Raw genomic sequence first — 24,449 nt, 5'->3', positions numbered from 1 at the left:
TATTCAAGCCTCAAAAATCTTCATCATCAACAAAAAATTCGGCATCGTCTTCCAATCGAGAATTACCTTGCCCAATACCAGCAAGCCCCCACAGAGGTTGCAGCAGTGCCATGCCAATTAACCCGACAACGGCACTAAAAGCTAGCACTAAACCCATTGGTATCTGAATCGATTGGAATGTTAAGAATTTTAACGATACGGGTGTGGCATTTTGGACTGAAATAATTGCGATCGCGATTACCCAAACCGCCACAACTAGAGATGTCAAAAAAGGAGCGAAAGTTTTCATATCTTAATAAAATTTATGAGTTAATAATTCTTAACTCATAACTCCTAACTTTGAATTATTAAACTGCAAGTGTTTCTAGTTTAGCAATGGCACTCTTTAACTCTTGGGCGATTTGGGTGAGTTTTTCGGGAGTGTTGGTTTCTAGGTAGACGCGCACCAGTGGTTCTGTACCGGAAGGACGCAGTAAAATCCAGCTACCTTCTTCTAAATACAGCTTAATACCGTCTTTACGCCCCACTTCCTTGACTTTAATGCCTGCTACCTCTGTAGGTGGATTTTTGGTAAAAGAGTCGATGACGGCGGTTTTATGCGCTTCTGTGAGGTGCAAGTCTAGGCGGTTGTTGTAAAGTGGCCCATCGGCTTCAGCGATCGCTTCCTTAACGAGTAGACTTAAAGGCTTACCTTCATAAGCGATCGCTTCAGCCACCAGCATATCGGCTAATACCCCATCTTTTTCGGGAATATGCCCAATAATACTCAATCCACCTGATTCCTCTCCACCGATTAATACAGCAGTTTCGCGCATTTTTTCACCGATGTATTTAAAACCAACTGCTGTCTCGTAAATTTGCAGTCCATTTTTAGCAGCGAAATTATCCAGCAGGTGGGTTGTAGCGACAGTGCGGACTATGGCGCCGGTTTTACCTTTATTTTTGATTAAATGACGTGCTAGAAGTAGCAGCACAGTATTGGGAGTGAGGACGGTTCCTTGTTCATCAACGATACCAAAGCGATCGCTATCTCCATCCGTCGCCAAACCCAAATCAGCGCGATCGCGAACTACTGCTTCCACTAACTCAACTAACTGTTCTCCTTTGGGTTCAGGCATTCCACCCCCAAATAACACATCTCTCCAATCGTGGAAACTTTCTAATTGAACGCCACTATGTTGCAAAACTTCATCTAAATAGCCGCGAGAGGTAGAATACAAAGCATCGTACTTTACCTTTAAATTAGCGCTTCTGATCTTTTCTACATCAAGTAGAGTGTAGATAAATTTCAGGTAATCTGGTTTCGGATCGAAAATTGAAATTGAACCTGATGGGTTGCTCCCAGGCAACTCATCCGATGCACCTTCTATATTTGCCACAATAGTATCAGTAATCTCTGGAGTGGCAGGCCCAGCATAATCGGGTATATATTTAATTCCACAGTAAGGTGCTGGATTATGGCTAGCAGTAAACATTAACGCCCCAGCGGAATTTAGGTGACGGGCATTGTAGGCAATTACTGGTGTAGGGCAATCCCGATCGGTAATTTTTACAGTCCAACCCAAATCTGCTAATACTTGGGCCGCTGTTTGGGCAAACTGGTCAGCTAAAAAGCGAGTATCGTAGGCAATAAGTACTGGTCTATTTTTTGTGTAGGCTGTATCTAAGTAAGTGGCAATTGCCCTTGTTACTTTTCTCACATTGGGGAAAGTAAAGTCATCGGCAATAATCCCTCGCCAGCCATCGGTACCAAATTTTATCTTGCTGGACATTTTTGCTACTTGCTCCGGTACATTATCAGTACTATAAAAGCTTCCCGCAAAGCGTGTGTAGCAGCAACTATCCTCCGAAGTTCTTTTCTAAGGAAGCCTTAGTTTAAACTTCTCCCCACCGTATTTTCTCTCACTGTTTCTGAGCAATGTCAACCCCCGATCGACCTTTTGCCAGTTATCACCTTTGGTCTCTAGTTGCCCCAGCGACTGGGCAAGAACGCTGGCATTGCCAGATGAGACGGGGGTTTATCAAAGCACGGCAACACGAACCACAAGTCAAAGCGCTTTTAACGCAAGCCACCGCGCCTCAGCGGATTGGCATACTAGCTCAAAAAGGCGTTTATGAGTTTCATCATCACAGGCATCTGTTGAAGCAAGCAGATGGTGTAGAAAGAGTTGCCCAGTTACTAAAATTAGGCAACTCAAGCGTTCAAGTTCAGCAACGCGTGCTGCAAATTTTGCACAAATATCACGATGCGCCGTTGCTTTTGGATAAAGATATTATCCAATTAACACCGGGTGATGAAGGCTTTCCCAAACCGATAGTAGTTGAACAAGAGGATTATTGTTTTCGCTTATATGCGGCTATGGACTGCGTTTTCATTGAGTCTGATAGCACTTTACATATTTTGGATTTCAAAACTGGTAAGTCGGCTTTTGACCAACGACAGGCATTAGTTTACTTGTTAGCAGCTCGTTATCTTTACCCCGGACGAAAAGCTGTTGCATCATTTTATAATTTAGAAATATGTAAGAAGTCTGAGTTAATTAGCATTAATAATAGTGAATTAGAATCCTTAAAATTTGAGTTAGCGAATATTGCTCATAAACATCAGCACGATTTGCAAAAATATCAGGAAGAAAATACTAATTTTAGTAAAATATTCCCTCCTAATCCTGGCTCTCACTGCCGCTTTTGCCCATTTAACTCTATCTGTGAGTTTGCCGATTTAAAGCAGCATCAATCATATCCACTGCCCAGTTTAAGAAGTTTAAGAATTAATAGCTAATTAGTTTATTTATTTACCTTGGTTCAATTTTCCAAAAAATCTACTAAATACTCGTATTTTTACTGGACTGATTCTCTTCTCCTATCAGACAACCTAGATGTCAGATACATCGATTTTTATCTTTGGTTGTAAGGAGTTAAGATTAGTGCGGTTAACCACAAATAAATCTGTATTTAGATTAGTAGGAATTTCGACGTTTCTTTTACTTCTAATATTTAAAGGGATTTTACCTCAAACTGTTTATGCATTGCTGTCGTCTCTAGACGCTTGTGCTATTCAACCTGAATGTGCCGCTGCTGGTTCAGAATTAGCTCCTATTGCGAAGGCTCCAATTAGCACAACTAAAGCTCAAAATGAGCAGGTTCCAAATAAAGCTCAGGAGAGATATTGTTCTTTTTATCCACTTAATTTAGTTTGTGGATCACAAGGTCAATCTTCAGTTCTTTATAATTACAAATTTCACCAAACAGTACATTACAGGAGGTCTGGTTTTCCTGACAAATTTGTAACTCATCATTTTCAAAGTTGGCGACCTGTACCGGGGGCAATTAGAAGTCTAGTTAATCAATATGCAGGTCGTGATTTTGGTGGTGGTTATCCTCCATCTGGTGATTATGTAACCTGGATTCGTTTAAATGATGGAGATGGTAATAATCAAACTCGTGGAGTCGTTTATGAATATTCAACTGGCGACACCATAACATGGGATGATTATGCAAATTATTCTAACAATAATATTGAGGGAGAATGGATTAGTGATCTGGTTCGTGCTGATATACTGCCAGATAATTCATCCCCTCGTGATAGGAAAGATTGACTTCAATAAAAGGGCGATGTGGCTGTTCAATTAATAAATATTTATCAAATTAGAGGTTGCTGGCATGAAAGAGCTTTCTACGCTTCTCCAAAAGATTAAAGATAACCCAGTCATATACATAGATAAGCCATCAATTACTTGCCTTAGTTGCTTTGTCGTGGGGTATTTAAGTCAACTAAGTAACTTAGGATTAACTCCAGAAGGCGACCCAATCGAAGGATTTAATGAATGGATGCAAGAAAGAGCAAAAACTGATGTAGCTAAATCTTGAGTTGAGATAATTTTGTTTCTTTGTAGTAGTGAAAGAGATGCTTTCTATAGTTTTTTTGAGTTATTTGAAAAGTTCATAAAGCAGAAAAATAATTAAAAAATTCAAGAAAATAAAGACGTTTTAAGGCTTCGTCAGAATTTGATGTTTCCTCAGTTTGATATTTACAAGGAGATTCTAGGTGCTATAAAGAAAAGACCAGGAATGTATTTAGAAGCTAGTCCAATCACTGAACTAAATATGCGTTTGCGAGGATATAGTCTGGCTCGAAGAGAAGTGAGCGTACCTCCAACAGAGCCAGAAAGGGAATTTGAAGGTTTTCAATCATGGATTGAAGAAAAATATGGAATTAACTCAGGTCAGTCATGGTCTAAAATAATTCTTTTCTTTTCTGTAGACGAGCATGAGGCACTACAGAAATTTTTTGAACTGTTTGAAGAATACTTGAATAGGAACAAGGCTTTAGAAGTAGACGAAATTAGTGGTTAAGCAGGAAGTATTAAAGTGCATTAGCCTACGGCATAATAACACACTCTAGTCCCTAAATTAAATTGGAGTAATCAATATGATGAATCTTTGTACACTTCTCCAAAAGATTAAAGAAAATCCAGTTATGTACATAGATAAGCCATCAATCACTTGTCTTGATTTCTTTGTAGCTGGGTATTTAGGTCAACTAAGTGACTTAGGAGCAACTCCAGAAGGATACCCAATGGAAGGATTTGACGAGTGGATGCAAGAAATAGCAGAAACTAATTTAATTAAATCTTGGGCTAGAATAATTCTATTTCTTTTTCCTGGTGAAAGAAATGCCTTCTATAAATTTTTTGAACTTTTTGAAAAGTTCATCGAACAAAAAGATAATTCAAAAATTCAAGAAAGTGAAGACATTTTAAGGCTTCGTCAGGATTTGTGGTTTCCTCAGTTTGATATTTACAACGAGATTCCAAGTAATATAAAAAAAAGACCAGGAATGTATTTAGGAACTAATTCAATTACTAGACTTGATATGCTTCTGCGAGGATATAGTCTGGCTCGAAGAGAAGTTGGCGTACCTCCAACTGAGCCAGAAAGGGAATTTGAAGGTTTTCAATCATGGATTGAAGAAAAATATGGAATTAACTCAGGTCAGTCATGGTCTAAAATAATTCTTTTCTATTCTGTAGATGAGCATGATGCACTACATAAGTTTTTTGAATTGTTTGAAGAATACTTGAATAGGAATAAGAGTTTAGAAATAGACGAAAATTGTGGTTAATCAGAGAGTATTAAGGTGCGTTAGCCTACTGGCGTGTCAAGACTAAATTTGTGCATTAGCAAACTCTTGTGGGATGGGCTTCTAGCCCGTCCTAATTGGCGGGCAAGATGCCCGCCCCACAAGAAAATTTATTGCAACATTTTAGTCTTGTCACACCACTACTGGCGTGTCAAGACTAAATTTGTGCATTAAACGTAGACGTAGGTTGGGTGAAGCGGAGCGCAACCCAACATATATCAGGATGTTGGGTTACGCAAAGCCTCCACCCAACCTACATTTTTTTTGCAACATTTTAGCCTTGCCACGCCACTACTCGCTTTCTTAGCGCCTTTCTGCAATGCCTAAATTCAAAAAGGCGGTAATTCTTTAAGAATTGTGAACCGAATATGATTAATCGCCAAATCACCAATGGGGATATCTTCTTTGGTTAGCCGTTCGCCTTGACTTGTCACCGTTTCAAAGGTGATACCTTTACCAATTTCAATGTGATACCAGCATAAGCCCATAAAAAATCGCGTCGGATAAGGCCCACCTTCACCTATATCGTCAGGATTGGATTCCATTGGCAACCAACCAAAATTTGGGACGTAGAATTCTAGCCAAACATGATTAAAGTCTGGTTGTAACGGTACTCCTACAAAGTCACTATGCGGAGGACATTTGTACCTGCCTACGGTGCGGCAGGGGATGCCATTTAAACGGGATAAAGCAAGTAAAACGCCGACATATTCCCCACAAGAACCAACGCCCCGCTCTAAAACTGTATCTGGCGTGTCAATGTAAGGTTTAATACCGTAGGATAACTGATCGTAGACGTAGTTGCGGATGCTGTGCATTTTTCGCAGCACATTGGTTTCAGAACCAATTGCTTCTCTAGCGGCACGGCGAACAATGGTAGTATCCATTGCTAAATCGTCGTCATCCACTAAGTAGCGTGTTTGTAATTCTGGGGACAACTCAGGTATATTTTCCACATCTCTGGGTGTGATGCGATACTTAATCCCTCGAACTTCCAAAAGTGCTTTCCAGCCAAATATATGCCGTTCTCCTGGAGCAAGAGAATCAAATTTAAAGACTGCTACACGTTGCCCCTGTACCACTTCTTCGGTGAAGGGTATACCAATAGGTTCAACGTGTTTCACCTTTTGACGCTCAGTTTCGGATGGTAGGGCGATGCGCCATTCGACATCGGGTAAATTAACCTCGTCTAAGGGGGCAATTTCCTCAGCATAAGACATTTCAATCAGATAGCCGTTAGAGAGGGCGTAGCGCTTATCTGGATCGTAATGATAATACAGTGGGTGAATAAAAGTGCGATCGCGGAATGTTAATTCATGACTAGGATCGGCATTGGGGTTGTCCCGGATATAAGGCTCCTCTGAGGCGTAGGCTACGTAAATACTTTCTTTGCCTGTTTCGGCATTTTTATGGATTGCTATGCCTGTGGGACATTCAAAGGGTGTCAGGACGCTGAATTGCAGTTCTCCCGTGGCTCTGTCCATCGCGTAAACTGATTGTTCGATGCGATCGCAAATCCATAGCATTTCTTGGTTGACTGCCAAATTCTCTATCCCAACTCCAGGGGCATAGAATCTGGTAATCTCTTTTCGCGTTTCGCGGTCAAAAACCAGAATGTAGCCCAGCCTTTGGCAACTAACATAAACTGTTGTTTCCCAAACAGCAACGCCATCAGCCGGATAAGGCAATGTTACAAAATGTTCTAGATCCAAAGCATCGAGCTTGCACAAATAAACACTATTTTCTCGGCTTACCCAGAGGGTATCATCCCACGCAGCTAAACCAGTGACATCGGTAAATTCTTCAACTTGATGGGAATTGAGAATTTTGCTGTTGTCAGAGGTGGGATCGATCTCTAGTAGATGCCCTTTGATACTGTCAATAGCAATCAGTCTATCTTTGATGAAAGTAATGCCACACAGGGCAGCAGCAGTAAGCGGTCGAATTGTTTTTTGCCCAAACATCTGGCTAACGGTCAAAGTGGGGAGTGCAAAACTCATAAAACCTTGTGGTAAGTGTAAAAAACCCTCACCTTTAGGTAGGGGAGGAAACATGACTCAAGCGGTTTTACCGCCGTCAGACCAATTGCTGGATATAGAAAATTCTAGTCGAGCAATGGCTTCCCTAATTGGGGTAGATGAAGAGTGGTGAGTTAAAAGACTGCCCACAATGGGCGTTGCTCTTACCAAGTACATCTAGTGGTTCTCGATCGCCACGTTTACGGCGAGGTACTAATAATTATCGGTACAATGTGTTCCGATAAACTCTTTCGTGAGAAATAATACTATGTCAAAACAGGAGGAATTTACAAATGTTAAGAATTACATATACACTCATACAACTGGGCGATCGCCTTAATGTAACTTTAGGAGATGGAATTCCTGCCATCACTAAATTATGATCGAATTTTGTAACCATTTGCTGTGACCTACACGATGTCTGCTAATTCTCTGCCTGAAGGTGCCGCCGTTTGGCATAGTTTAGAAGTTGATAAAGCGCTAGACCTGCTTGATAGTAATGCAGACAGTGGCTTAACACCCCAAGAAATTCAACAGAGATTACAAAAATACGGCCCCAACGAACTTGAAGAAACTGCTGGCCGTAGTACTTGGGAAATTCTTCTCGATCAGTTCAAGAACATTATGTTGTTGATGCTGATTGGCGTAGCTCTAATTTCTGGCTTGATAGACCTATGGAGTTGGCGGTCGGGCACTTTGAAGCCTGGTGAAGTGCCATTTAAAGATACGATCGCTATCTTAGCAATTGTCATTCTCAATGGCATACTCGGCTACGTCCAAGAAAGCCGTGCTGAAAAAGCATTGGCAGCCTTGAAAAAAATGACCTCTCCCTTAGTGCGGGTTATCCGCGACACCAGATTGGTGGAGATAGCAGCCAAGGAACTAGTTCCAGGGGATGTAATGCTGCTGGAAGCTGGGATGCAGATAGCCGCAGATGGGCGCTTGATAGAACAGTCAAATTTACAAGTGCGAGAGTCAGCATTGACTGGTGAAGCCGAAGCGGTGAATAAACAGGCATCACTAAAATTACCGGAGGAAACATCATTAGGCGATCGCCTAAATGTCGTATTTCAAGGAACTGAAGTAGTCCAAGGACGAGGCAAGGTTCTGGTGACTAACACCGGAATGACTACAGAACTCGGCAAAATTGCCACCATGTTGCAGTCGGTGGAAAGTGAACCTACGCCGTTACAGCAACGGATGACTCAACTAGGCAACGTCCTGGTTACGGGTTCCTTGATTCTCGTGGCGATTGTCGTTATCGGTGGTGTCCTCAAGGACGGAGGTTTTAAAAACATCCAAGAACTCTTGGAAGTTTCCTTGAGTATGGCGGTTGCTGTGGTGCCAGAAGGTTTACCAGCAGTAATTACCGTCACCTTGGCACTGGGAACCCAGCGAATGGTGCGCCAAAATGCCTTGATTCGCAAATTGCCAGCAGTGGAAACGTTGGGTTCTGTAACTACCATCTGTTCGGATAAAACCGGTACACTGACTCAAAATAAAATGGTCGTGCAATCGGTTTTTACTAACAACAAAACCTTTCGCGTCATCGGCGAAGGTTACGCTCCCACAGGGGACTTTCAGTTAGATGGTCAAAAAATTTCCCTAGAGGCGTCTCCAGAAATCTCAGCGTTATCAGTAGCCTGTGCTATTTGTAATGATTCGGTATTGCAAAAAGAACAAGGTGATTGGGCAATTTTGGGAGATCCCACAGAGGGGGCATTGTTAACACTGGCGGGAAAAGCTGGAATCGAAAAAGACCAGTGGAACAGTAAATTACCCAGAGTTAGGGAGTTCCCCTTCTCCTCAGAACGGAAGCGGATGAGCGTAATTTCTCAGGTGGAGGGAGTTGCCACAGGTGACGCATCTTCGAGAGGCGTTGACCCGGCGATCGCTAGTTTTCTCCAATCTGAACCTTACTTAATGTTTACCAAAGGTTCCCCAGAGTTAATCTTGGCACGTTCCACTCAAATTCATTTGGGCAATGACACAGACCCCTTGACCGAAGCACAACGCCAAAACATTTTGACACAAAATGACCTGATGGCAAGTAAAGGTTTGCGGGTACTAGGTTTTGCCTACAAACCCTTGGCAGAAATCCCACCAGAAGGTTCCGATGAAGTATCTGAGCAAGGCTTAGTGTGGCTGGGATTGGTAGGAATGCTGGATGCGCCACGCCCAGAGGTAAGGGCAGCTGTGCAAGAGTGTCGAGATGCAGGTATTCGCCCAGTGATGATTACTGGCGACCACCAATTAACAGCACGAGCGATCGCTACCGATTTGGGAATTGCCCAAGAAGGCGATCGTGTTCTCACAGGTCAAGAATTGCAACGGATGACTGACCAGGAATTAGAGCAAAACGTTGACTTGGTGAGCATCTATGCCAGAGTTTCCCCAGAACACAAACTGCGAATTGTCCAAGCACTGCAACGCCGGGGTCGATTTGTGGCGATGACAGGCGATGGTGTCAACGATGCCCCAGCCCTCAAACAAGCCGACATCGGTATTGCAATGGGTATTACTGGTACAGATGTCAGTAAAGAAGCCAGTGACATGGTGTTACTTGATGACAACTTCGCCACCATTGTCAGCGCCACCAAGGAAGGTAGAGTTGTTTACACCAATATCCGCCGCTTTATTAAATACATCCTGGGCAGTAACATCGGTGAAGTTCTCACAATTGCAGCCGCACCTCTAATTGGTTTAGGAGGCGTTCCCCTTACCCCCTTACAAATTCTGTGGATGAACTTGGTGACAGACGGTTTACCAGCCTTGGCATTAGCTGTGGAACCTCCAGAACCGGATGTCATGCAACGTCCGCCTTTTAGTCCCCGTGAAAGTATTTTCGCCAGGGGATTAGGTTCTTACATGATTCGCATTGGTATCATCTTTGCCATTATCAGCATTGCCTTAATGTGGTGGGCTTATCAACATACCCATGCTGCTGGATATCAAGGCGATCGCGATACCTGGAAGACAATGGTATTTACAACCTTGTGTATTGCCCAAATGGGTCATGCGATCGCCATTCGCTCCAACAACCGACTGGCCATCGAGATGAATCCCTTCTCCAATATATTTGTACTAGCGGCTGTTGTTGTCACCACGATTTTGCAGTTGATGCTAGTTTACGTCCCACCCCTGCGAGATTTCTTTGGTACTCACTACTTGAATCTGCAAGAGTTAGGGGTTTGTATTGGTTTCAGTGCCTTAATGTTTGTGTGGATTGAAGCGGAGAAGATATTTTTGCGGATTATGGGCAAGAAGGCTGTCTAAAAAGGAAATTTTAGATTTTAGATTTTAGATTTTAGATTTATCTTCAATCCAAAATCTAAAATTTAAAATCCAAAATTGAACTTATGTACCTAAAAACTCTAAACCTCCGACAATTTCGCAATTATCAAGACCAAAAGGTTGAGTTTACCGCTGCCAAAACAATTTTGGTAGGTAATAATGCTCAGGGAAAGTCAAATTTGTTGGAGGCGGTGGAGTTGCTGGCGACATTGCGATCGCACCGCATGACCCGCGATCGCGATTTGGTTCAAGAAGGGGAAGCCATAGCCCAAATTGATGCCACCCTTGAACGACAAACAGGTGTTAGTGACCTGACCTTAACCCTGCGCCGCAATGGTCGCCGTAGCGTTGCTCTCAATGGCGAATCGATCCGCCGTCAAATGGACTTTCTCGGTGTTCTCAATGCAGTCCAATTTTCCAGCTTAGATTTAGAACTAGTACGCGGCGGCCCGGAAGGTCGCCGCAACTGGCTAGATACACTTTTAATTCAACTGGAACCAGTTTATGCTCACATTTTGCAGCAGTATAACCATGTGTTACGCCAGCGCAATGCCTTTTTAAAAAAAACTCAAGACTTAGCACTGGATACAGAGCAATCAGAACTAGCGGTGTGGGATGCACAGTTAGCGACCACAGGAACTAGAGTAATTAGACGACGCGATCGCGCTATCCAAAGATTAGCTCCCATTGCTACCACCTGGCACGGCAATATCAGCGGCAGTACAGAAGTTCTGCAAATCAAGTACATCCCGAATATTCCTTTAGAGGATAACCATCCAGAAGAAGTACAGCAAGCTTTTTTAGCAAAAATTCAGCAGCGAGCCGTTGCTGAAATGCACCAAGGCACAACCCTTGTCGGCCCGCATCGAGACGAAATAGAATTAACTATTAACCAGACACCCGCTCGCCAATATGGTTCTCAAGGTCAACAACGAACCCTGGTTCTAGCCTTAAAATTAGCCGAATTACAATTAATTGAAGAAGTCGTCAAAGAGTCACCATTACTATTACTAGATGATGTTCTTGCCGAACTAGATTTATCCCGCCAAAATCAATTGCTTGATGCCATTCAAGACCGCTTTCAAACCCTGATTACTACCACTCACTTGGGTTCCTTTGATTCCCAATGGTTGAAGTCATCCCAAATTATTTTGGTGAAAGCAGGAGAGTTAACAATTAAAAATTAAAAATTAAAAATTTATTTAAAGGCATTTTCATCCAGGGATTTATAACGTGCATCTGGATGCCTCTACTCTGATTTTTTGGGATGTTTTTCAAACCTTTTAAAAACGTTGAGCACCAAAAAAGTCAGCATAGCACTGATTAATCCTAACTGCCATAAACCACAGCCAGCAGCAATTCCCAATGCAGACGAAACCCAAATAGCCGCTGCTGAGGTGAGTCCGTGAATTTCAAGTTGCTGTGACTCTTGGGAAGATTGGCGCACAATTTCTCCAGCACCGAGAAATCCTATACCAGTTGCAATCCCTTGAATCACGCGGCTAAGTGCATCAGGACTAGATTGCAGTCCTCCTGTTTGCATGATTATCAAGGTAAATAAGGCTGAACCTAAACTCACCAGCATGTGAGTTCTTAAACCAGCTGGCTTGCGCCTAATTTGACGTTCTAAGCCGATGATTGCTCCAATAAGCAATGCAATACATAGCCGGAAGCTGATATTCAGCCAATCATTAGTTGCAAGGTAGTAAGTGTTTGACAATGTTTAGTCTGATATGGAGAATTCTATATACTAGGTTAAATCGTAATATTTTTATAAAAATAGTACAAAACTATTCTAATGTTTTATTAATGGAGTTTGATCCAATGGGTGTAGTGCAATAGTCTATCTCATATTGGAATCTATCAATTCAGCAATAGTTTTGAAACGGAGAATTAATATTTTCCATTATTAGGATTATTTTTCAACAAGATAATATTATTCTGGTCAATAAATGGAGATTTGCATTGTTAAATTGTGGCAACGATCGTCATTTTGGCAAACTACATGAATTTTAAGTTTATTAAATAGTTGTTTGACTATTTAAAATGACTGAGCCACAAAATTATACCTTAAATTGTTAGATTTAACCTATATACTCAACAATTAAATATGATCCGACCATGTATAAGTAGATCAAATCAGCTATACAGCGTATTTCAAGTTACGGAAGTACACGATGATTCGTCTCAAAGCCAGGTATAAAGCCTGTTTTACTTCTGACTCCTAAATTCTGAATTCTGAATTCTGCTGTCAGTCCTGAGTACTTTTTATTCAGAAGTCAGTGGATTAACCTGATAACATACCAAAAAGAAATGGCTGTGGCTACAAATAGACAACTAACAAATTGAGTGAATAAACTCTACTGGCTAGATCAAATTAAACTACAAGACCGTGCCAAAGTAGGTGACAAAGCCTTTTACTTGAGCAAAATTATCCAGCGTGGCTATCCGGTGATGCCTGGTTTTGTAGTTTCGGCAGAAATTTTGCGGCAATTTCTCGAAAATCTCAATAGTTCAGAATCATTAGTAGCTGACTTACCCCATTCTTCGCTACACCTGGATGTCACTAATTGGCGTCAACTTCAGCAGGTGGCTAGTCGCTTGCGCCAAGAAATTCTGAGTGCGACTGTAACCCAGGAGTGGGTGAGTCCAATTTTCCAAGCCGCTAAGGAATGGCAAACTAGCTGTTTGATTCTTCGACCTTCTTTGACAGTATCAACTGCTACTCCAGGTATAAACAACAATATATCGGGTTTACTGGAGTCAGTATTTTGCCAGTGCGAACCGGAAGCGATCGCACTGGCTCTAAAGCGTACCTGGAGTCAAATATTTCGGGCCCGGAGTCTATTATATTGGCAGCACTTAGGAATTAATCTGCAACAAATTAATCTCGCAGTTTTGGTGCAACCTGTTGGAAATGCGATCGCTAGTGGCTCGCTCACAACCAATTCCTCTGGGTGGGAAATTGAGGCTACTTGGGGATTAGGAATTGCGATAGCTCAAGGCGAAGTACAGCCAGATGTTTATTACATTCAACCGGAAACTGGGGTTGTGCTTGAGCAACAACTGGGCAATAAAATGCTGGCTTATGGCGTTGATGATGCAGCGCCTAAAGTTTTTTCGCAACCCTTGCCGAACTCAGCGTTAACACCAGATCATACCTGTCTGATTACCTATCTACTTCCAGAAGCGCAACAAAAACAGTACTCTTTACAAGAAGAATACTTGCAACAAATAATTGCTCTGGGAACTCAACTGGTAAGCGAACTAGGTAAAACCTTTACCATTAAATGGACTATCGCCGAGCAACCTACATCTGGCAAGCTCTACATCACACAAGTGAGTCCTTCCCAATCAATTTCCCACACACACTTCATTCGGGGACTAGGAGCAGCCGGGGGACGGGTTGTAGCCACTGCCCTGGTAATTATTAATTCGCAACAGAAACCCGAACAATTACCGAAGGGAGTAATTTTAGTAGTACCAACGATTACACCTGATTGGTTGCCATTATTGCAACAAGTTGCTGGCATTATCACAGAACAAGGGGGATTAACCAGTCACGCGGCAATTCTAGCTAGAGAATTAGGTATAACAGCAGTAGTCAACGCAACATCGGCCACAACTTTAATCCAAACTGGCGAACGATTGCTGCTTGATGGCGACAGAGGAGAAGTTTATCGCATCAAAGGAGACTCAAAGGAGGAGATGGAGAGAGGAAGAGAAGAAAATCTTCTTTCCTCACATTACCCCAACCCGAAAGCGTCTCATCCTGCTGTTACGTCTCATCTACCTATGATTGCTACCCAACTGCTGGTTAACTTGAGTCAATCCACTTTAATAGAACAAGTGCAAAACCTGCCTGTGGATGGAGTGGGATTGTTGCGTTCCGAATTGATGGTACTAAATATATTGAACGGGCAACATCCCAATAGTTGGATTTTAAGCGGGCGTCAGGCAGAATTGTTAGAGTTATGGTCTGAGCAGATTATGCAATTTGCTCGTGCCTTTGCACCAAGACCAGTTTTTTATCGTTCTTTAGATTGGCGATCGCAAGATTTACCATCATTGCGTGATAGTTTAGAATCTTCGCCCCAGTCGATGTTAGGTGAACGCGGCACCTTTAGCTGTTTACGAAATCCCGCAGTATTTGAGTTGGAACTGAAAGCTTTGGCGAGTGTACAGGAAGCTGGCTACACCAATGTCAATCTACTGTTACCCTTTGTGCGGACTGTAGAAGAATTTGTCTTTTGCCGTCGCAAAGTTGAGCAAGCTTTTTTAACCGAGGTAGCGCAGTTTCAATTGTGGATGATGGCAGAAGTGCCAAGTGTACTGTTTTTATTACCAGAATATGTGAAAGCAGGTGTAGCCGGAATTTCTATTGGTACAAATGACCTGACCCAATTATTGCTAGGAGTGGATCGAGAACAAGGACAGCTAGCAAAAGTATTTAATGAACGTCATCCAGCAGTTATGGGTGCGATCGCTCAACTGATCCAAATGGCTAGAAGTGCTGGTATACCATGTTCAATCTGCGGTCAAGCACCAGCCCTCTATCCAGAAATTATTGATAAATTAGTGGAATGGGGTATTACTTCCATTTCTGTTGAACCGGAAGCAGTCGAACGAACATATCAAGCGATCGCTCGTGCTGAACAACGCATAATTTTGGCAGCAGCACGACGAAAACTGCATTAGTTAGGAGTGATTCAATGATTCTAGGCGTGACAGCCATGTGTTGAAGTGGGGACATCTGCTCCGAATTACTTCTAGTCCAATTCGTTCAGCCAACTGCGATCCAAAAGCAGACTTTGCTCTTCCATAATCAGGAAACTGAGCGATGATGCGTTTACTGGGAGCTGTATCCTGTCCGTCGTTGATCAACTCAGGTGTTTCATATTGATTAGCGATCGCCTGGAGAGCCTCAATCTCCTTTGTACGACTAGCATCAAGGTATTCAAAGCACGTTGGATCAGCAAAAAGGTATGCCTCATATTCATGTAACTGAATGTACGGGATGAATCGGTAATCGTTAATATCTTCTGCAAAGCGTTGCTCTAGAAATTCGACCCGTTGTACAGGATTTTGGCGCAGACTCTCAGCTTCAGCCAATCCCGGAAAATCAGGAGCAATAGCATACAAATCAATCATAGTAGTAAAGAACACCTTAGAGCCTTTCTCCTGCTTGAGAAGGCGCAGAATGTCATCCTTCATAGGCTCGTACTTTTGACCGTCACCGCGATGCACATAACCTTTTTTTCTGGCATGGGCAATCAGCATAATCTTGTCCATAAAAACACTATATTGAGCAAGATATAGTTTTAGGATGTTATCGGCGAATGTCTGCTCGGTCTGTCCTTCAGCAAATAGGTAGAGGCGTATCATTAATGTGGTCCTCCACCGGCGATATTTTTCTCCCAGACTTCTCCCAGACTGTACTCGTCGAGCCAAGGTTCTAATTCTAAGGAATTTAGCCGCTTAAATTGCGATTCCTTACCCTCTCGGTTTACCGCAATCACATCTTCAGGATCAAAATTATCCAAAAAAGAACTAGATTGGGTGCTAACCAAATTTAAAAGCCCAAATCGCCACCTTGATCAAATGTTCGGCGTGTTAGAGTTTGTGCGTTCTGAGTTTATCCCTATTCTGCTATTTGGTTGCCTAACAAAACCCAAAGTTACTCGTTTCATAATCCAGTACAAACCTGCAAGTACCACAAAGGTGATAGCAATAATCACCAAGGGCTGTTTTCCCAGAATTTCTTCTACCCCTTTGGTTATTACGGCATCGGGTTGAGTAATAAAATCCCAACTGTTGAAACGCAAAAATCGCCCCCAATAAACACCAACAGCACAGAGAAAATGTGTAATCGTCTCAACGCGCCAAATCCATTGGCTCTTACCGATGCGATGTAAATAGTGACCCCAATTAATTAACGATATTACATAAGCTTCAAATCCACCGAGAATTACTAGCAAATACACAGGAATAAGTACTAAAGTAATCATCCACACCGATTGAATCGTGCGGATATCATCTATCAAGTGAATTACATCGGTTAACAAATATGGTGCATTTGGTAAGAAAGCATAGAAAACTAAGAATCCTAGCCACCAAAGCCAAGTGCCACCACGCTTAAAGCGAAATAGCCACACACTCAAAGCTAAAGGTATAAAAGCCAGAAATAAATTCCAAGTCATCCAACTCATATTAATTCGCAAGACTTGCACGACTCTGGCTATCAATTCTTCTTTCATAGGTGCTTACTCGGAAGATATTTGATTTATCTAGATTCACTCTGTAGTGTTAGTGTTAACCTTAGCGATTGATCGAGTTTTTGTAGCCTCCAAGAAAATTAATTTACTCCAACATCAGACAATATTTTTGTGTCAGTGAGAAGTAAATACATACTGATATATATCCTACTATGTCCAAAATTTAGAGTTTTTGTGTATTTTATGCTGGAGGATGAAATTTATCAATCAATCGGCTTAAGTCACTAGTATAGCCAGAAAATCATCAGGGTAAAAGATACTACCGAAAGGTAGTCTGAGCAAGAAAAACGCTACGAATAAGTGATGGTGGACTTTTTTAATTGCAATGTATGCCTCTGTGCTAACTATTATATTGATTTCATTTTGCCCTGCTAGAGTTCCAGAAGTACCTAAAGTTTTTGTCAAGTCAGCCTTTGCTTAAGGGCGGGCGAGACGCCATAGGCGTCAATTTAACGCGAAACCCGCTTGGTGACAACGTTTTGCCCTCACCCCCAGCCCCTCTCCCATCCGTGAGAGGGGAGCTAGACATTCAATACCCCTTCTCCCTTGGGAGAAGGGGTTAGGGGATGAGGGCGTGAGGGATTTGCAAAACGCCTGTCCGACATAGTTTTCGGCTTAAGTTTACACCAATGGCGAGACGCCCACCCGACAAGAAGTAGTTGGATATTTTTTATTGGAAAGTCCCTAACTAACGCAGTAGCACTCGACTACGAGGGCCGATCGCCTGTTTGGGTGAAGTTATTGTACAACTCTTGGCAGAATCCTGTGAACAAGCAGCTTGAGCAAGGGTTGCAGGGTTGACAACTACTTGATTTACCTCTAGGAAATTACCGTTACTCAATTCCATATTAGGTGTAGTAGAAATTGATGGAGAATTAGACCCAGATGTGTACGTTGTAGGTGTCGAGGAAGCGCCACTATCAACTATTGGTGTAACAGTGAATGTGTTACCGCCATCAACTATTGGCGTAACAGTGAATGTGTTTCCACCATCAACTATCGTTGCAAGAGTGGGTGTGCTATCACCACTAACTACGGGTGCAGGAGCGATCGCACTACCATCAATTACTGATGGAGGAATGGATGTACTACCACCACTAATTACTGGCGGGGGAGTAGGTGTACTACCACCGCTACTTACTGGTGGGGGAGTGGTTGTACTACCATTACCAGTAGTTGGTGTAGGAGTTATGAGAGTTGCAGTTGCAGGTACTTTGATTTGTATTTTTGCTAGGGGTGCGTTAGTCATTTCCAAAGATGTCACCTTTGGTGAACCTGGGAGATCGGATTTGAAATCAAAGACTGTGGGGGTGGCGCTACCATTGCGATCGCTATATCGGACTCCATATCCACTCACTTCAAAAGTGCCCTGATACTGGTTTCCAGTGTTTGGATCGGTGACAATACCAGTGTATAAGGCTTTTGTGAGATTAAATTCATCCTGAACTACTCCTTGAAATGTGGTTCCTGCCAATTGCCCCTGGTATTTATAGGGTGTCAACTCACCGCCAGAAAGAATCGGCGAAGTGAGAACGCCATTAAAGGAGACAATCGGAATGCCTTTAAAGTCAACAAAATAATGCAGACTACCATCAGAGCGTGTTTGTACCTGCACATAGTCTGACTTGTATATAGGAACGTAATTAGGATTATTATTAGTACCTAAGTTCCGCGAGTAAGTCCCCGTATCGTCTGTATCAACACGAGTAATCCTTTGATTGAAATTGGGATTATTTCTGGGAAGTTGGATAGTACCCGATAATGTACCAGTGCTTTGAATTGTGATTTGAGCAGAAGCACTCGTTCCACTTAAACCGATGAAGACTGCGGCTAAACTGCTGCTGCTAACAAGAACACAACCCAACTGAACTGATGAATTTAATTTCATGAAAAATTTGCTCCTTTAATCACATACAAAAAAAATACGCGTATGTTTACGCATGACTTTTCCTTGCTCCTAATGGATCGTGAAAGCATCTAATACTGAACTAGTCAGTATTAAAATAGCGTATTTTATTACCTTTACATCAGTACAAAATTAAAACCGGAAACTTGCTCTTAATGTCCCAACGATTAATGCATCGTTAGCCGCATTGTGATCGGGATTGAAAATAACGAATAAGCCTGGAGTCAAGGCGATATTGTCGCTCAGTTGGGCGCGGTAAAAAACTTCTACGTGAATTGATGTGTCACTACGTCCACCTGCTGTCCCCCCATCAGAAAAGTTGGGAAAATTGAAGCCGTCGGGTAAAGTACTGGAAGTAATTTTGGGCGGTTGTCCAACGAGAACGCCCCCTAAATTCCCAGAACGCAACAAATTAGGAAAAGCTGCGAACACCATCCAGTTAGTAGTTTCTACACTTCCCGAAAGGTTAGATGGCTTGGAGGAAGTAAAGCCACCCCAACCACCCAAATGCAAGTTAGGGTTAATTCGCCAAGCAACGGTAGCGCCAATGGCTTGGGTATCGAAAGCTGTAGGATCTGCAAAAGGTGAAATCAGTTGAGAATCGCCAATACCACCTCCCAGTAAGCCATCTGGGGAGTGGGAATAGAGATAATGTACGCCGATATCGATGTTATTTGTGGGTGCTAAACTTAACTGAGCGCCAGCAGTATATCTACCGCCAAATAGTCCGCCCTGCTTGGTGTCGCCAGGAAAATTGGGTATTTCTGCACTATAAACGCCTTGCAAGCTAATGCGATCGCTAATCTGCCAGTCAAAGCCTATACCACCACTGCCGTTACCAATACTTAAAATCGGGTTCCGCTGACCAAATAGAGAAATTGCGCCATCGCTAGAACCTTCTAAAGGGCTAATACCGCGAAAGGTGTTAATCGGATTGACTCCCGCCGTACCGACGACAATTCCCAAGTTATTCGAGGCCAGAAATCGATAAGATAAGTCACTAATAACTAGATTGTTGTCTGTATTTGACTCGAAACCCAACCGCCCCATATTGGTAGATAACAACGATGCATTAGAACCCAAATTACCCGCAGACAGCCCTGTTAACAGCAAATCTCCCCCTGTAAATGAAGTTGCTAAGGTTAGTTGGGCGCTACTTGTAAAAGTTAGATTGGTTTTTCCCTGGCGTTCAGGGACTCCATCTCTCGGAAACAAATCGACATCGGGGCTATTGGTTCCCTGCACGCTAAAAATGGCTTGACCAAATAATCTAGTAGTTGTGGAAAACCGATTTCCTTGTAATTCACTAGTCTGCTTTTCCACAGCTTCGACACGCTGCTGTAATTGCTGCAACTCTGCTTTGAATTCACCTTGCAACCTTTGCAGCGAGATTAAATCTTCATTATTAACAGTATTAATTTTATTGTTAGCGTAGGCGTAGCCCGCCGCAGGCATCGCATCGTTAATCTTCTCTAAGCAAGCATTTAAACCAGTCGCAAATTCATAACGGCTGATGCTACGATTCCCCAGATAAGTCCCATCAGGGTATCCCGCAATGCAGCCATAGCGTTCTACTAAAGACTGCAAAGCACCAAAAGCCCAGTCGGAGGGTTGCACGTCCTGGAGTTGCGATACTGAGGTGACTTGAGACATTGGGTTGTCTGAGTCTGGAGGATGAGGAGATTGGGAAAATTCTTCTGTACTTTCCTGGTTCTGTACAACTTCTGTTACAGGTTGAGTATTTTTTAATTTAGGTAAGTTAGGTGAACTGATAAATTGAATTTTGTCTCTACTTTTTCTCAGTATATTCTCGTACTTATTTTTTATAGCTGACGAGGTAGTTATATCTGGTTGCACGAATTCAGGTGGTGTAATTTCAGCAGGTGAGACAACTTGAGATAAATCATCCTGTGTTGACTGCTGCACCGGATTGTCTAGCAGAATTACGGACTTTTCTGGTAAATTGACCGCAGATATTGGCACTGTTGCCAGCACACTCGCCATCAGTAGACTCATATCACTCCTGGTATTTCATTTGACTTGCACCAATACTTCTTTTGACAGATAAAGTTGGTGTATATCAGGAAAATTTTTGAAAAAGAAGTGATAAAAGTTACTGTCTATCCGAGAGGCATCACCGTGTCAGTGAAGAAGGGAATAGGTTACAGGTTACAGGGTACAGATTATTCCCTATCACCTGTCACCTCTGACCCTCGGTAACAGAGCGTAGCCGTACCACTTGCCTACGGCACGCTGCGCGAACGTGGAAGCAAGCTACGCGCAGCGTCTGTCTGCGACACGCTGCGCGAACGTAGAGAAGTGCTGCCCAATGCCCCAGATCAATTATTCTGGCTCGCTACAATACTTATTCATCTGATTCACTAATGTATCTGACTGTTTGCCAAGAGTTGTAGCTGTTGTCAGTGCTGAATCAATTTCGGCTCTAGCCTTTTGGATTTTTGCTCTCCCAGATTCTGAGGCTTGTGCTGTCTTGGTTGCACCAAGCGCTTTACCTGCCTTAGCGATCGCTTGACTAAGATTTTGAAAAATCTTCACAAAACCGCTTTGAAATTCTTTCAGCTTCGGATCTTTTAACTTCAGTTCTCCAATGGATTTAGTCACAAAGTCTAAATCTTTAGATAACTGGATGCTAGTTATCACTTGCGTTCCTTTATTTTTATCAATTAGAGAAGTTCCAGCATTCACAACTCGAATCAGTCGCTGGCACTGGGAAACTTTATTGTCACTGCAACTAGCAACTAACAAAGCAATACTTAGGCTCACAGGAGCAAGAACAGTATATTTACGTAAAACAGACATTAACACCCCAACAGCAATCAAACCCACAATATAGTATCCAATATTACGGGGAAATGGGAGGATTGGGCAGAAGAGGCAGGGGGCAGGGAGGAAAAACTTACTGCAAGTTCCCGGATTTCTCACGCATAGTGTAGGCTTCAGGGGAAGAGGAGTGTGGGGAGTGTGGGGAGTGTGGGGGGTAAGACTTCTTCCCCATCCTCCCACACCTCCCACACCCCTTGGATTTCTCACAAGTGAGAAATCCAGGAAGTTCTCCCCTGCTCCCCCCTGATCTGAAATCACCAATCTATCGGCAAACCCAACTGGTCTAAAGTAGCACCATCTTGCAACAGTGGTTGAATATCGCTGTCTATTTGAATACGACCACCAGACAACACCAAAGCGCGTTGAGTAACTCTGCCTAACCAATGTAGATCGTGGGAGGCAATTAAGATCGCTTGCACGGGTAACTTTAATAATACTTGCGCCAAATGACGCCGCCATGCTGGATCGAGACCGTTAGTTGGCTCATCCAAAATTAGAATTGTTGGTTCTAGAGCTAAAATCGAGGCTAGGGCGGCTAGGCGTCTTTGTCCACCAGAAAGTTCGTGGGCGGAACGATTGGCGTAGGCTTCTAGACCAAAATCAGCTAATAACTGTCGGGCGCGATCGCTAGCCTCTGCTGGAGACATCCCATAGTTACGTGGCCCAAAGGTAATATCTTCCAAGATGGTGGGCATAAATAGTTGATCGTTGGCATCTTGGAAGCTAAAGCCAATTTGACGACGCACTTGGGGTAAAGTTTGCAGTTCTACGGGAATACTATTAATTGTAATTTTCCCAGATTGCGGTTGTTTTAAGCCGATCAGGTTCTCCAACAAGGTGCTTTTTCCAGAACCAGTTGCTCCCATCAATGCGACGCGATCGCCTTTGTTTAAGGTAAAAGATATTTCCTGTAATACTGGCTCCTGGCGGGAATATGCATACACCAGGTTCTCAACCTCGACTACAGCTGCATGGGGATTATCGGTTGATAATTGGGGATTAGAAGTTAATGATTTCAAAATTGACAAACTCAATATGTAAGGGAATTGAGACGCGATTAATCGCGTCTCTACTGGGGAGTGGGTTAAATTTTGTAAGAAGTTAGGGTTACGCTAGCAGCGATCGCCCAAGCTATTAATAGGGCAAAACGTTCTTTTGGTCTGAGGGTAGAATCTATGGGTAATTGTCCGTTGTAACCACGAGCTACCATTGCCGCATAGACTCGCTCTGCTCTATCTAAACTACGGAGATACAAAGCTCCAATCATCGAAGCACTAGCATAGCGCAACCATCCCGTAGTTCCATTCAGACCGCGTAGTTGGGCGCTGCGCCGCATCCGTGTTACTTCTGAGAGCAAAATTTCCATATATTGCCCAGCTAACAACAAGTTTTCCTTTAAAGGTGCTGGTACTGGTAATGTTTTCAGGGCAATCCCGAAACTGTGGGGCGGTAAAGTTAACAAAAAACTATTCATCGTCACCAGACAAACCAGCGAACGAACTAGCAAAAAACTGGCTCGTTCCCATCCCAAAGGCAATGCTAGCAATGACAAAAAAATCAATTCTGTGCCGAGTAATCCTCCCAATTGGCGAATTGGTACGCGCAAGAAGCAAGCCCAGAAAAGTGCGATCGCGCCATATACACTTAGTCCATACCAAGCATGATGCTTTAATAAAGCTGCTCCCACCACAATCACTAGAGACAGTTGCAAGCGTAGCGGTAAGGAAAGTTTAAGCATTCTTCGGTTTCACTACCTTGGCAATTCCAAAGGCAACAGCAAAGCAAACCGCAGCTCCCACCAGTCCAGCGATACTAGTACCAATTGGCCCCAAACCCTCAATTCCATAGTCAGCTAAGGGAGTTGGCACAATTATCCGTACTTTCTGGGCTAAGTCTAGGAAGCCTGTGTTTTCGGCAACTTTCTCCAGACCATCGGGCCATGCTGAGGCAAAGAGTGACAGCACTCCCGCAATCAGAAAAATGGTGACAATAGGCACTGACCAGCCGCGAAACTCGTGCTGTTCGCCTGGTAACAAATCTGGTCTGGCTTTGGCCAGATAAGTCAGCACACCCCCGGTAATCATTCCTTCGCCAATGCCAATCAAAATATGCACACCAGTCATGGCTGGTAAAACTATCGCTACCGGTGCAGTTCCAGAAAGAGCTAATTCAATGGCACAAGCGATCGCAGCTACCGCTACACTCACACCAGCTGCGATCCCAGCAGCCAAGGGTAAGCGCCCTTTAGACCCACCAAACAACCGTTGTAAGGTTTCGGTTAAAACCCAGCCAACCCAAACCCCAACTACTGCCATGTTAAAAATATTTGCTCCCAAGGCTGTAATGCCACCATCAGCAAATAGCACGGCTTGAATAATTAAAACTGTGGCGAGACACAATGTTCCTGCCCAAGGACTACCTAAAACGATCGCAGCTAAGGTTCCCCCTAACAAGTGACCACTAGTACCTCCTGCTACTGGAAAATTGATCATCTGGGCAGCAAAAATGAAGGCGGTGGTTAGTCCCAATATTGGGGCACGACGAATACCAAAAGCTTCTTGCGATCGCCCGAAGGCAACAAACAGCGCTGCCGCACTTGCTAAACCAGTAGCCCCTGCCACCGGAATAGAAACAAATCCATCAGGAATATGCATGATCTACCCTGTATTTTTAGAGGTTCATTTACTCAAAACAAGCAATAAAACTAAGTCATCTAATTTAATAACAAACAAAATTTTTCTCTTTTTGGCAATGCCCTATCGGGGGATTTTACAGTGTTACTTTTGACATATTTTCAATCCAGTGTCTACTAAATAGTATACTTATTTAGTAGCATATTAATTTTTGTTAAGCTTATTTTTGATATTGCTAAACGTTGACAAATCTTCCAAAACGAGACTGTACATATCTACTCTCATTTGGTTCATCAAATTACTCCTAAAAACTGGTAAGAACGAAACATTAATTGC

Annotated in this window: 21 protein-coding genes; 8 read left to right on the top strand and 13 right to left on the bottom strand. The window is 42.9% G+C overall.

Going from position 1 to position 24,449, the window contains the following annotated elements; all coding sequences use genetic code 11:
• Positions 1–10: 10 nt before the first annotated feature.
• Both CDG76_RS04265 and CDG76_RS04260 read right to left on the bottom strand, forming a co-directional pair.
• A complete protein-coding gene (locus CDG76_RS04265) occupies positions 11–289 on the bottom strand; it encodes a LapA family protein (protein WP_094347785.1) in 279 nt (92 codons plus the stop codon).
• 58 nt (positions 290–347) lie between these two features.
• Positions 348–1,772 (bottom strand): phosphoglucomutase/phosphomannomutase family protein, encoded by a 1,425-nt coding sequence (locus tag CDG76_RS04260; protein ID WP_094347784.1) that lies wholly within the window; start codon positions 1,770–1,772, stop codon positions 348–350.
• A 146-nt stretch (positions 1,773–1,918) separates the two neighbouring features.
• Here CDG76_RS04260 and CDG76_RS04255 point away from each other — a divergent pair, with 146 nt between their 5' ends.
• From CDG76_RS04255 to CDG76_RS04240, 5 genes are all read left to right on the top strand, one after another.
• Positions 1,919–2,782, top strand: coding sequence for a PD-(D/E)XK nuclease family protein (locus tag CDG76_RS04255; RefSeq protein ID WP_094347783.1), 864 nt, complete (start codon positions 1,919–1,921; stop codon positions 2,780–2,782).
• A gap of 97 nt (positions 2,783–2,879) precedes the next feature.
• Positions 2,880–3,599 (top strand): hypothetical protein, encoded by a 720-nt coding sequence (locus CDG76_RS04250; RefSeq protein WP_094347782.1) that lies wholly within the window; start codon positions 2,880–2,882, stop codon positions 3,597–3,599.
• Between the two features lie 64 nt (positions 3,600–3,663).
• Positions 3,664–3,870, top strand: a complete 207-nt coding sequence (locus CDG76_RS38135; protein ID WP_223265128.1) for a hypothetical protein — start codon at positions 3,664–3,666, stop codon at positions 3,868–3,870.
• Positions 3,871–4,011: 141 nt separating this feature from the next.
• On the top strand, positions 4,012–4,356 hold the full coding sequence (locus CDG76_RS38130) for a hypothetical protein (protein ID WP_223265127.1): 345 nt from the start codon (positions 4,012–4,014) through the stop codon (positions 4,354–4,356).
• Between the two features lie 76 nt (positions 4,357–4,432).
• Positions 4,433–5,125, top strand: a complete 693-nt coding sequence (locus CDG76_RS04240; RefSeq protein WP_094347781.1) for a hypothetical protein — start codon at positions 4,433–4,435, stop codon at positions 5,123–5,125.
• A gap of 347 nt (positions 5,126–5,472) precedes the next feature.
• Here CDG76_RS04240 and CDG76_RS04235 read toward each other — a convergent pair whose 3' ends face one another.
• On the bottom strand, positions 5,473–7,143 hold the full coding sequence (locus tag CDG76_RS04235) for a transglutaminase-like domain-containing protein (protein WP_094347954.1): 1,671 nt from the start codon (positions 7,141–7,143) through the stop codon (positions 5,473–5,475).
• 435 nt (positions 7,144–7,578) lie between these two features.
• On the opposite strand from CDG76_RS04235, the gene CDG76_RS04230 reads away from it, so the two are divergent.
• Positions 7,579–10,437, top strand: a complete 2,859-nt coding sequence (locus CDG76_RS04230) for a cation-translocating P-type ATPase (protein ID WP_094347780.1) — start codon at positions 7,579–7,581, stop codon at positions 10,435–10,437.
• Between the two features lie 83 nt (positions 10,438–10,520).
• Positions 10,521–11,642 (top strand): DNA replication/repair protein RecF, encoded by a 1,122-nt coding sequence (gene recF, locus CDG76_RS04225; RefSeq protein WP_094347779.1) that lies wholly within the window; start codon positions 10,521–10,523, stop codon positions 11,640–11,642.
• Positions 11,643–11,704: 62 nt separating this feature from the next.
• Here the strand turns inward: recF and CDG76_RS04220 are convergent, their stop codons facing one another.
• Positions 11,705–12,175 (bottom strand): MgtC/SapB family protein, encoded by a 471-nt coding sequence (locus tag CDG76_RS04220; protein ID WP_094347778.1) that lies wholly within the window; start codon positions 12,173–12,175, stop codon positions 11,705–11,707.
• A 629-nt stretch (positions 12,176–12,804) separates the two neighbouring features.
• On the opposite strand from CDG76_RS04220, the gene CDG76_RS04215 reads away from it, so the two are divergent.
• Positions 12,805–15,153, top strand: a complete 2,349-nt coding sequence (locus CDG76_RS04215; RefSeq protein ID WP_094347777.1) for a putative PEP-binding protein — start codon at positions 12,805–12,807, stop codon at positions 15,151–15,153.
• Here the strand turns inward: CDG76_RS04215 and CDG76_RS04210 are convergent, their stop codons facing one another.
• From CDG76_RS04210 to CDG76_RS04170, 9 genes are all read right to left on the bottom strand, one after another.
• Positions 15,154–15,840 (bottom strand): DUF4276 family protein, encoded by a 687-nt coding sequence (locus CDG76_RS04210; protein WP_094347776.1) that lies wholly within the window; start codon positions 15,838–15,840, stop codon positions 15,154–15,156. It lies immediately after the preceding gene.
• Positions 15,840–16,025: a hypothetical protein gene (locus CDG76_RS04205; RefSeq protein WP_223265126.1), complete on the bottom strand. Its 186-nt coding sequence runs from the start codon at positions 16,023–16,025 to the stop codon at positions 15,840–15,842. The genes CDG76_RS04210 and CDG76_RS04205 overlap by 1 nt, the downstream gene beginning before the upstream one ends.
• Before the next feature lie 27 nt (positions 16,026–16,052).
• Complete coding sequence (locus CDG76_RS04200) at positions 16,053–16,712, bottom strand: DUF1361 domain-containing protein (RefSeq protein WP_094347775.1); 660 nt, start codon at positions 16,710–16,712, stop codon at positions 16,053–16,055.
• Positions 16,713–17,418: 706 nt separating this feature from the next.
• Positions 17,419–18,618, bottom strand: a complete 1,200-nt coding sequence (locus tag CDG76_RS04195) for a hypothetical protein (RefSeq protein ID WP_094347774.1) — start codon at positions 18,616–18,618, stop codon at positions 17,419–17,421.
• 150 nt (positions 18,619–18,768) lie between these two features.
• Entirely contained in the window at positions 18,769–20,652 is a 1,884-nt protein-coding gene (locus tag CDG76_RS04190) for an iron uptake porin (RefSeq protein WP_094347773.1), read from the bottom strand.
• Positions 20,653–20,979: 327 nt separating this feature from the next.
• The gene (locus tag CDG76_RS04185) at positions 20,980–21,456 is read right to left on the bottom strand and encodes a hypothetical protein (RefSeq protein WP_094347953.1); all 477 of its coding nucleotides are present in this window, start codon (positions 21,454–21,456) and stop codon (positions 20,980–20,982) included.
• Positions 21,457–21,734: 278 nt separating this feature from the next.
• Complete coding sequence (locus tag CDG76_RS04180) at positions 21,735–22,499, bottom strand: energy-coupling factor ABC transporter ATP-binding protein (protein WP_094347952.1); 765 nt, start codon at positions 22,497–22,499, stop codon at positions 21,735–21,737.
• Positions 22,500–22,564: 65 nt separating this feature from the next.
• Positions 22,565–23,218, bottom strand: a complete 654-nt coding sequence (locus CDG76_RS04175; RefSeq protein ID WP_094347772.1) for an energy-coupling factor transporter transmembrane component T family protein — start codon at positions 23,216–23,218, stop codon at positions 22,565–22,567.
• The gene (locus CDG76_RS04170) at positions 23,211–24,134 is read right to left on the bottom strand and encodes an energy-coupling factor ABC transporter permease (RefSeq protein ID WP_094347771.1); all 924 of its coding nucleotides are present in this window, start codon (positions 24,132–24,134) and stop codon (positions 23,211–23,213) included. Before CDG76_RS04170 ends, CDG76_RS04175 begins: the two co-directional genes overlap by 8 nt.
• Positions 24,135–24,449: the final 315 nt, after the last annotated feature.

It is taken from the genome of Nostoc sp. 'Peltigera membranacea cyanobiont' 210A (assembly GCF_002246015.1).
In the GTDB taxonomy this organism is placed as follows: domain Bacteria; phylum Cyanobacteriota; class Cyanobacteriia; order Cyanobacteriales; family Nostocaceae; genus Nostoc.
Note: the sequence above shows the minus strand (reverse complement) of the source record. Positions and strands in the feature narration are given on the sequence as shown.

What these genes read in the sequence shown, in the direction of transcription:
- CDG76_RS04265 (WP_094347785.1), bottom strand. Translation starts at nt 289, where the DNA reads ATGAAAACTTTCGCTCCTTTTTTGACATCTCTAGTTGTGGCGGTTTGG.
- CDG76_RS04260 (WP_094347784.1), bottom strand. Translation starts at nt 1,772, where the DNA reads ATGTCCAGCAAGATAAAATTTGGTACCGATGGCTGGCGAGGGATTATT.
- CDG76_RS04255 (WP_094347783.1), top strand. Translation starts at nt 1,919, where the DNA reads ATGTCAACCCCCGATCGACCTTTTGCCAGTTATCACCTTTGGTCTCTA.
- CDG76_RS04250 (WP_094347782.1), top strand. Translation starts at nt 2,880, where the DNA reads ATGTCAGATACATCGATTTTTATCTTTGGTTGTAAGGAGTTAAGATTA.
- CDG76_RS38135 (WP_223265128.1), top strand. Translation starts at nt 3,664, where the DNA reads ATGAAAGAGCTTTCTACGCTTCTCCAAAAGATTAAAGATAACCCAGTC.
- CDG76_RS38130 (WP_223265127.1), top strand. Translation starts at nt 4,012, where the DNA reads ATGTTTCCTCAGTTTGATATTTACAAGGAGATTCTAGGTGCTATAAAG.
- CDG76_RS04240 (WP_094347781.1), top strand. Translation starts at nt 4,433, where the DNA reads ATGATGAATCTTTGTACACTTCTCCAAAAGATTAAAGAAAATCCAGTT.
- CDG76_RS04235 (WP_094347954.1), bottom strand. Translation starts at nt 7,143, where the DNA reads ATGAGTTTTGCACTCCCCACTTTGACCGTTAGCCAGATGTTTGGGCAA.
- CDG76_RS04230 (WP_094347780.1), top strand. Translation starts at nt 7,579, where the DNA reads ATGTCTGCTAATTCTCTGCCTGAAGGTGCCGCCGTTTGGCATAGTTTA.
- recF (WP_094347779.1), top strand. Translation starts at nt 10,521, where the DNA reads ATGTACCTAAAAACTCTAAACCTCCGACAATTTCGCAATTATCAAGAC.
- CDG76_RS04210 (WP_094347776.1), bottom strand. Translation starts at nt 15,840, where the DNA reads ATGATACGCCTCTACCTATTTGCTGAAGGACAGACCGAGCAGACATTC.
- CDG76_RS04200 (WP_094347775.1), bottom strand. Translation starts at nt 16,712, where the DNA reads ATGAAAGAAGAATTGATAGCCAGAGTCGTGCAAGTCTTGCGAATTAAT.
- CDG76_RS04195 (WP_094347774.1), bottom strand. Translation starts at nt 18,618, where the DNA reads ATGAAATTAAATTCATCAGTTCAGTTGGGTTGTGTTCTTGTTAGCAGC.
- CDG76_RS04190 (WP_094347773.1), bottom strand. Translation starts at nt 20,652, where the DNA reads ATGAGTCTACTGATGGCGAGTGTGCTGGCAACAGTGCCAATATCTGCG.
- CDG76_RS04185 (WP_094347953.1), bottom strand. Translation starts at nt 21,456, where the DNA reads ATGTCTGTTTTACGTAAATATACTGTTCTTGCTCCTGTGAGCCTAAGT.
- CDG76_RS04175 (WP_094347772.1), bottom strand. Translation starts at nt 23,218, where the DNA reads ATGCTTAAACTTTCCTTACCGCTACGCTTGCAACTGTCTCTAGTGATT.
- CDG76_RS04170 (WP_094347771.1), bottom strand. Translation starts at nt 24,134, where the DNA reads ATGCATATTCCTGATGGATTTGTTTCTATTCCGGTGGCAGGGGCTACT.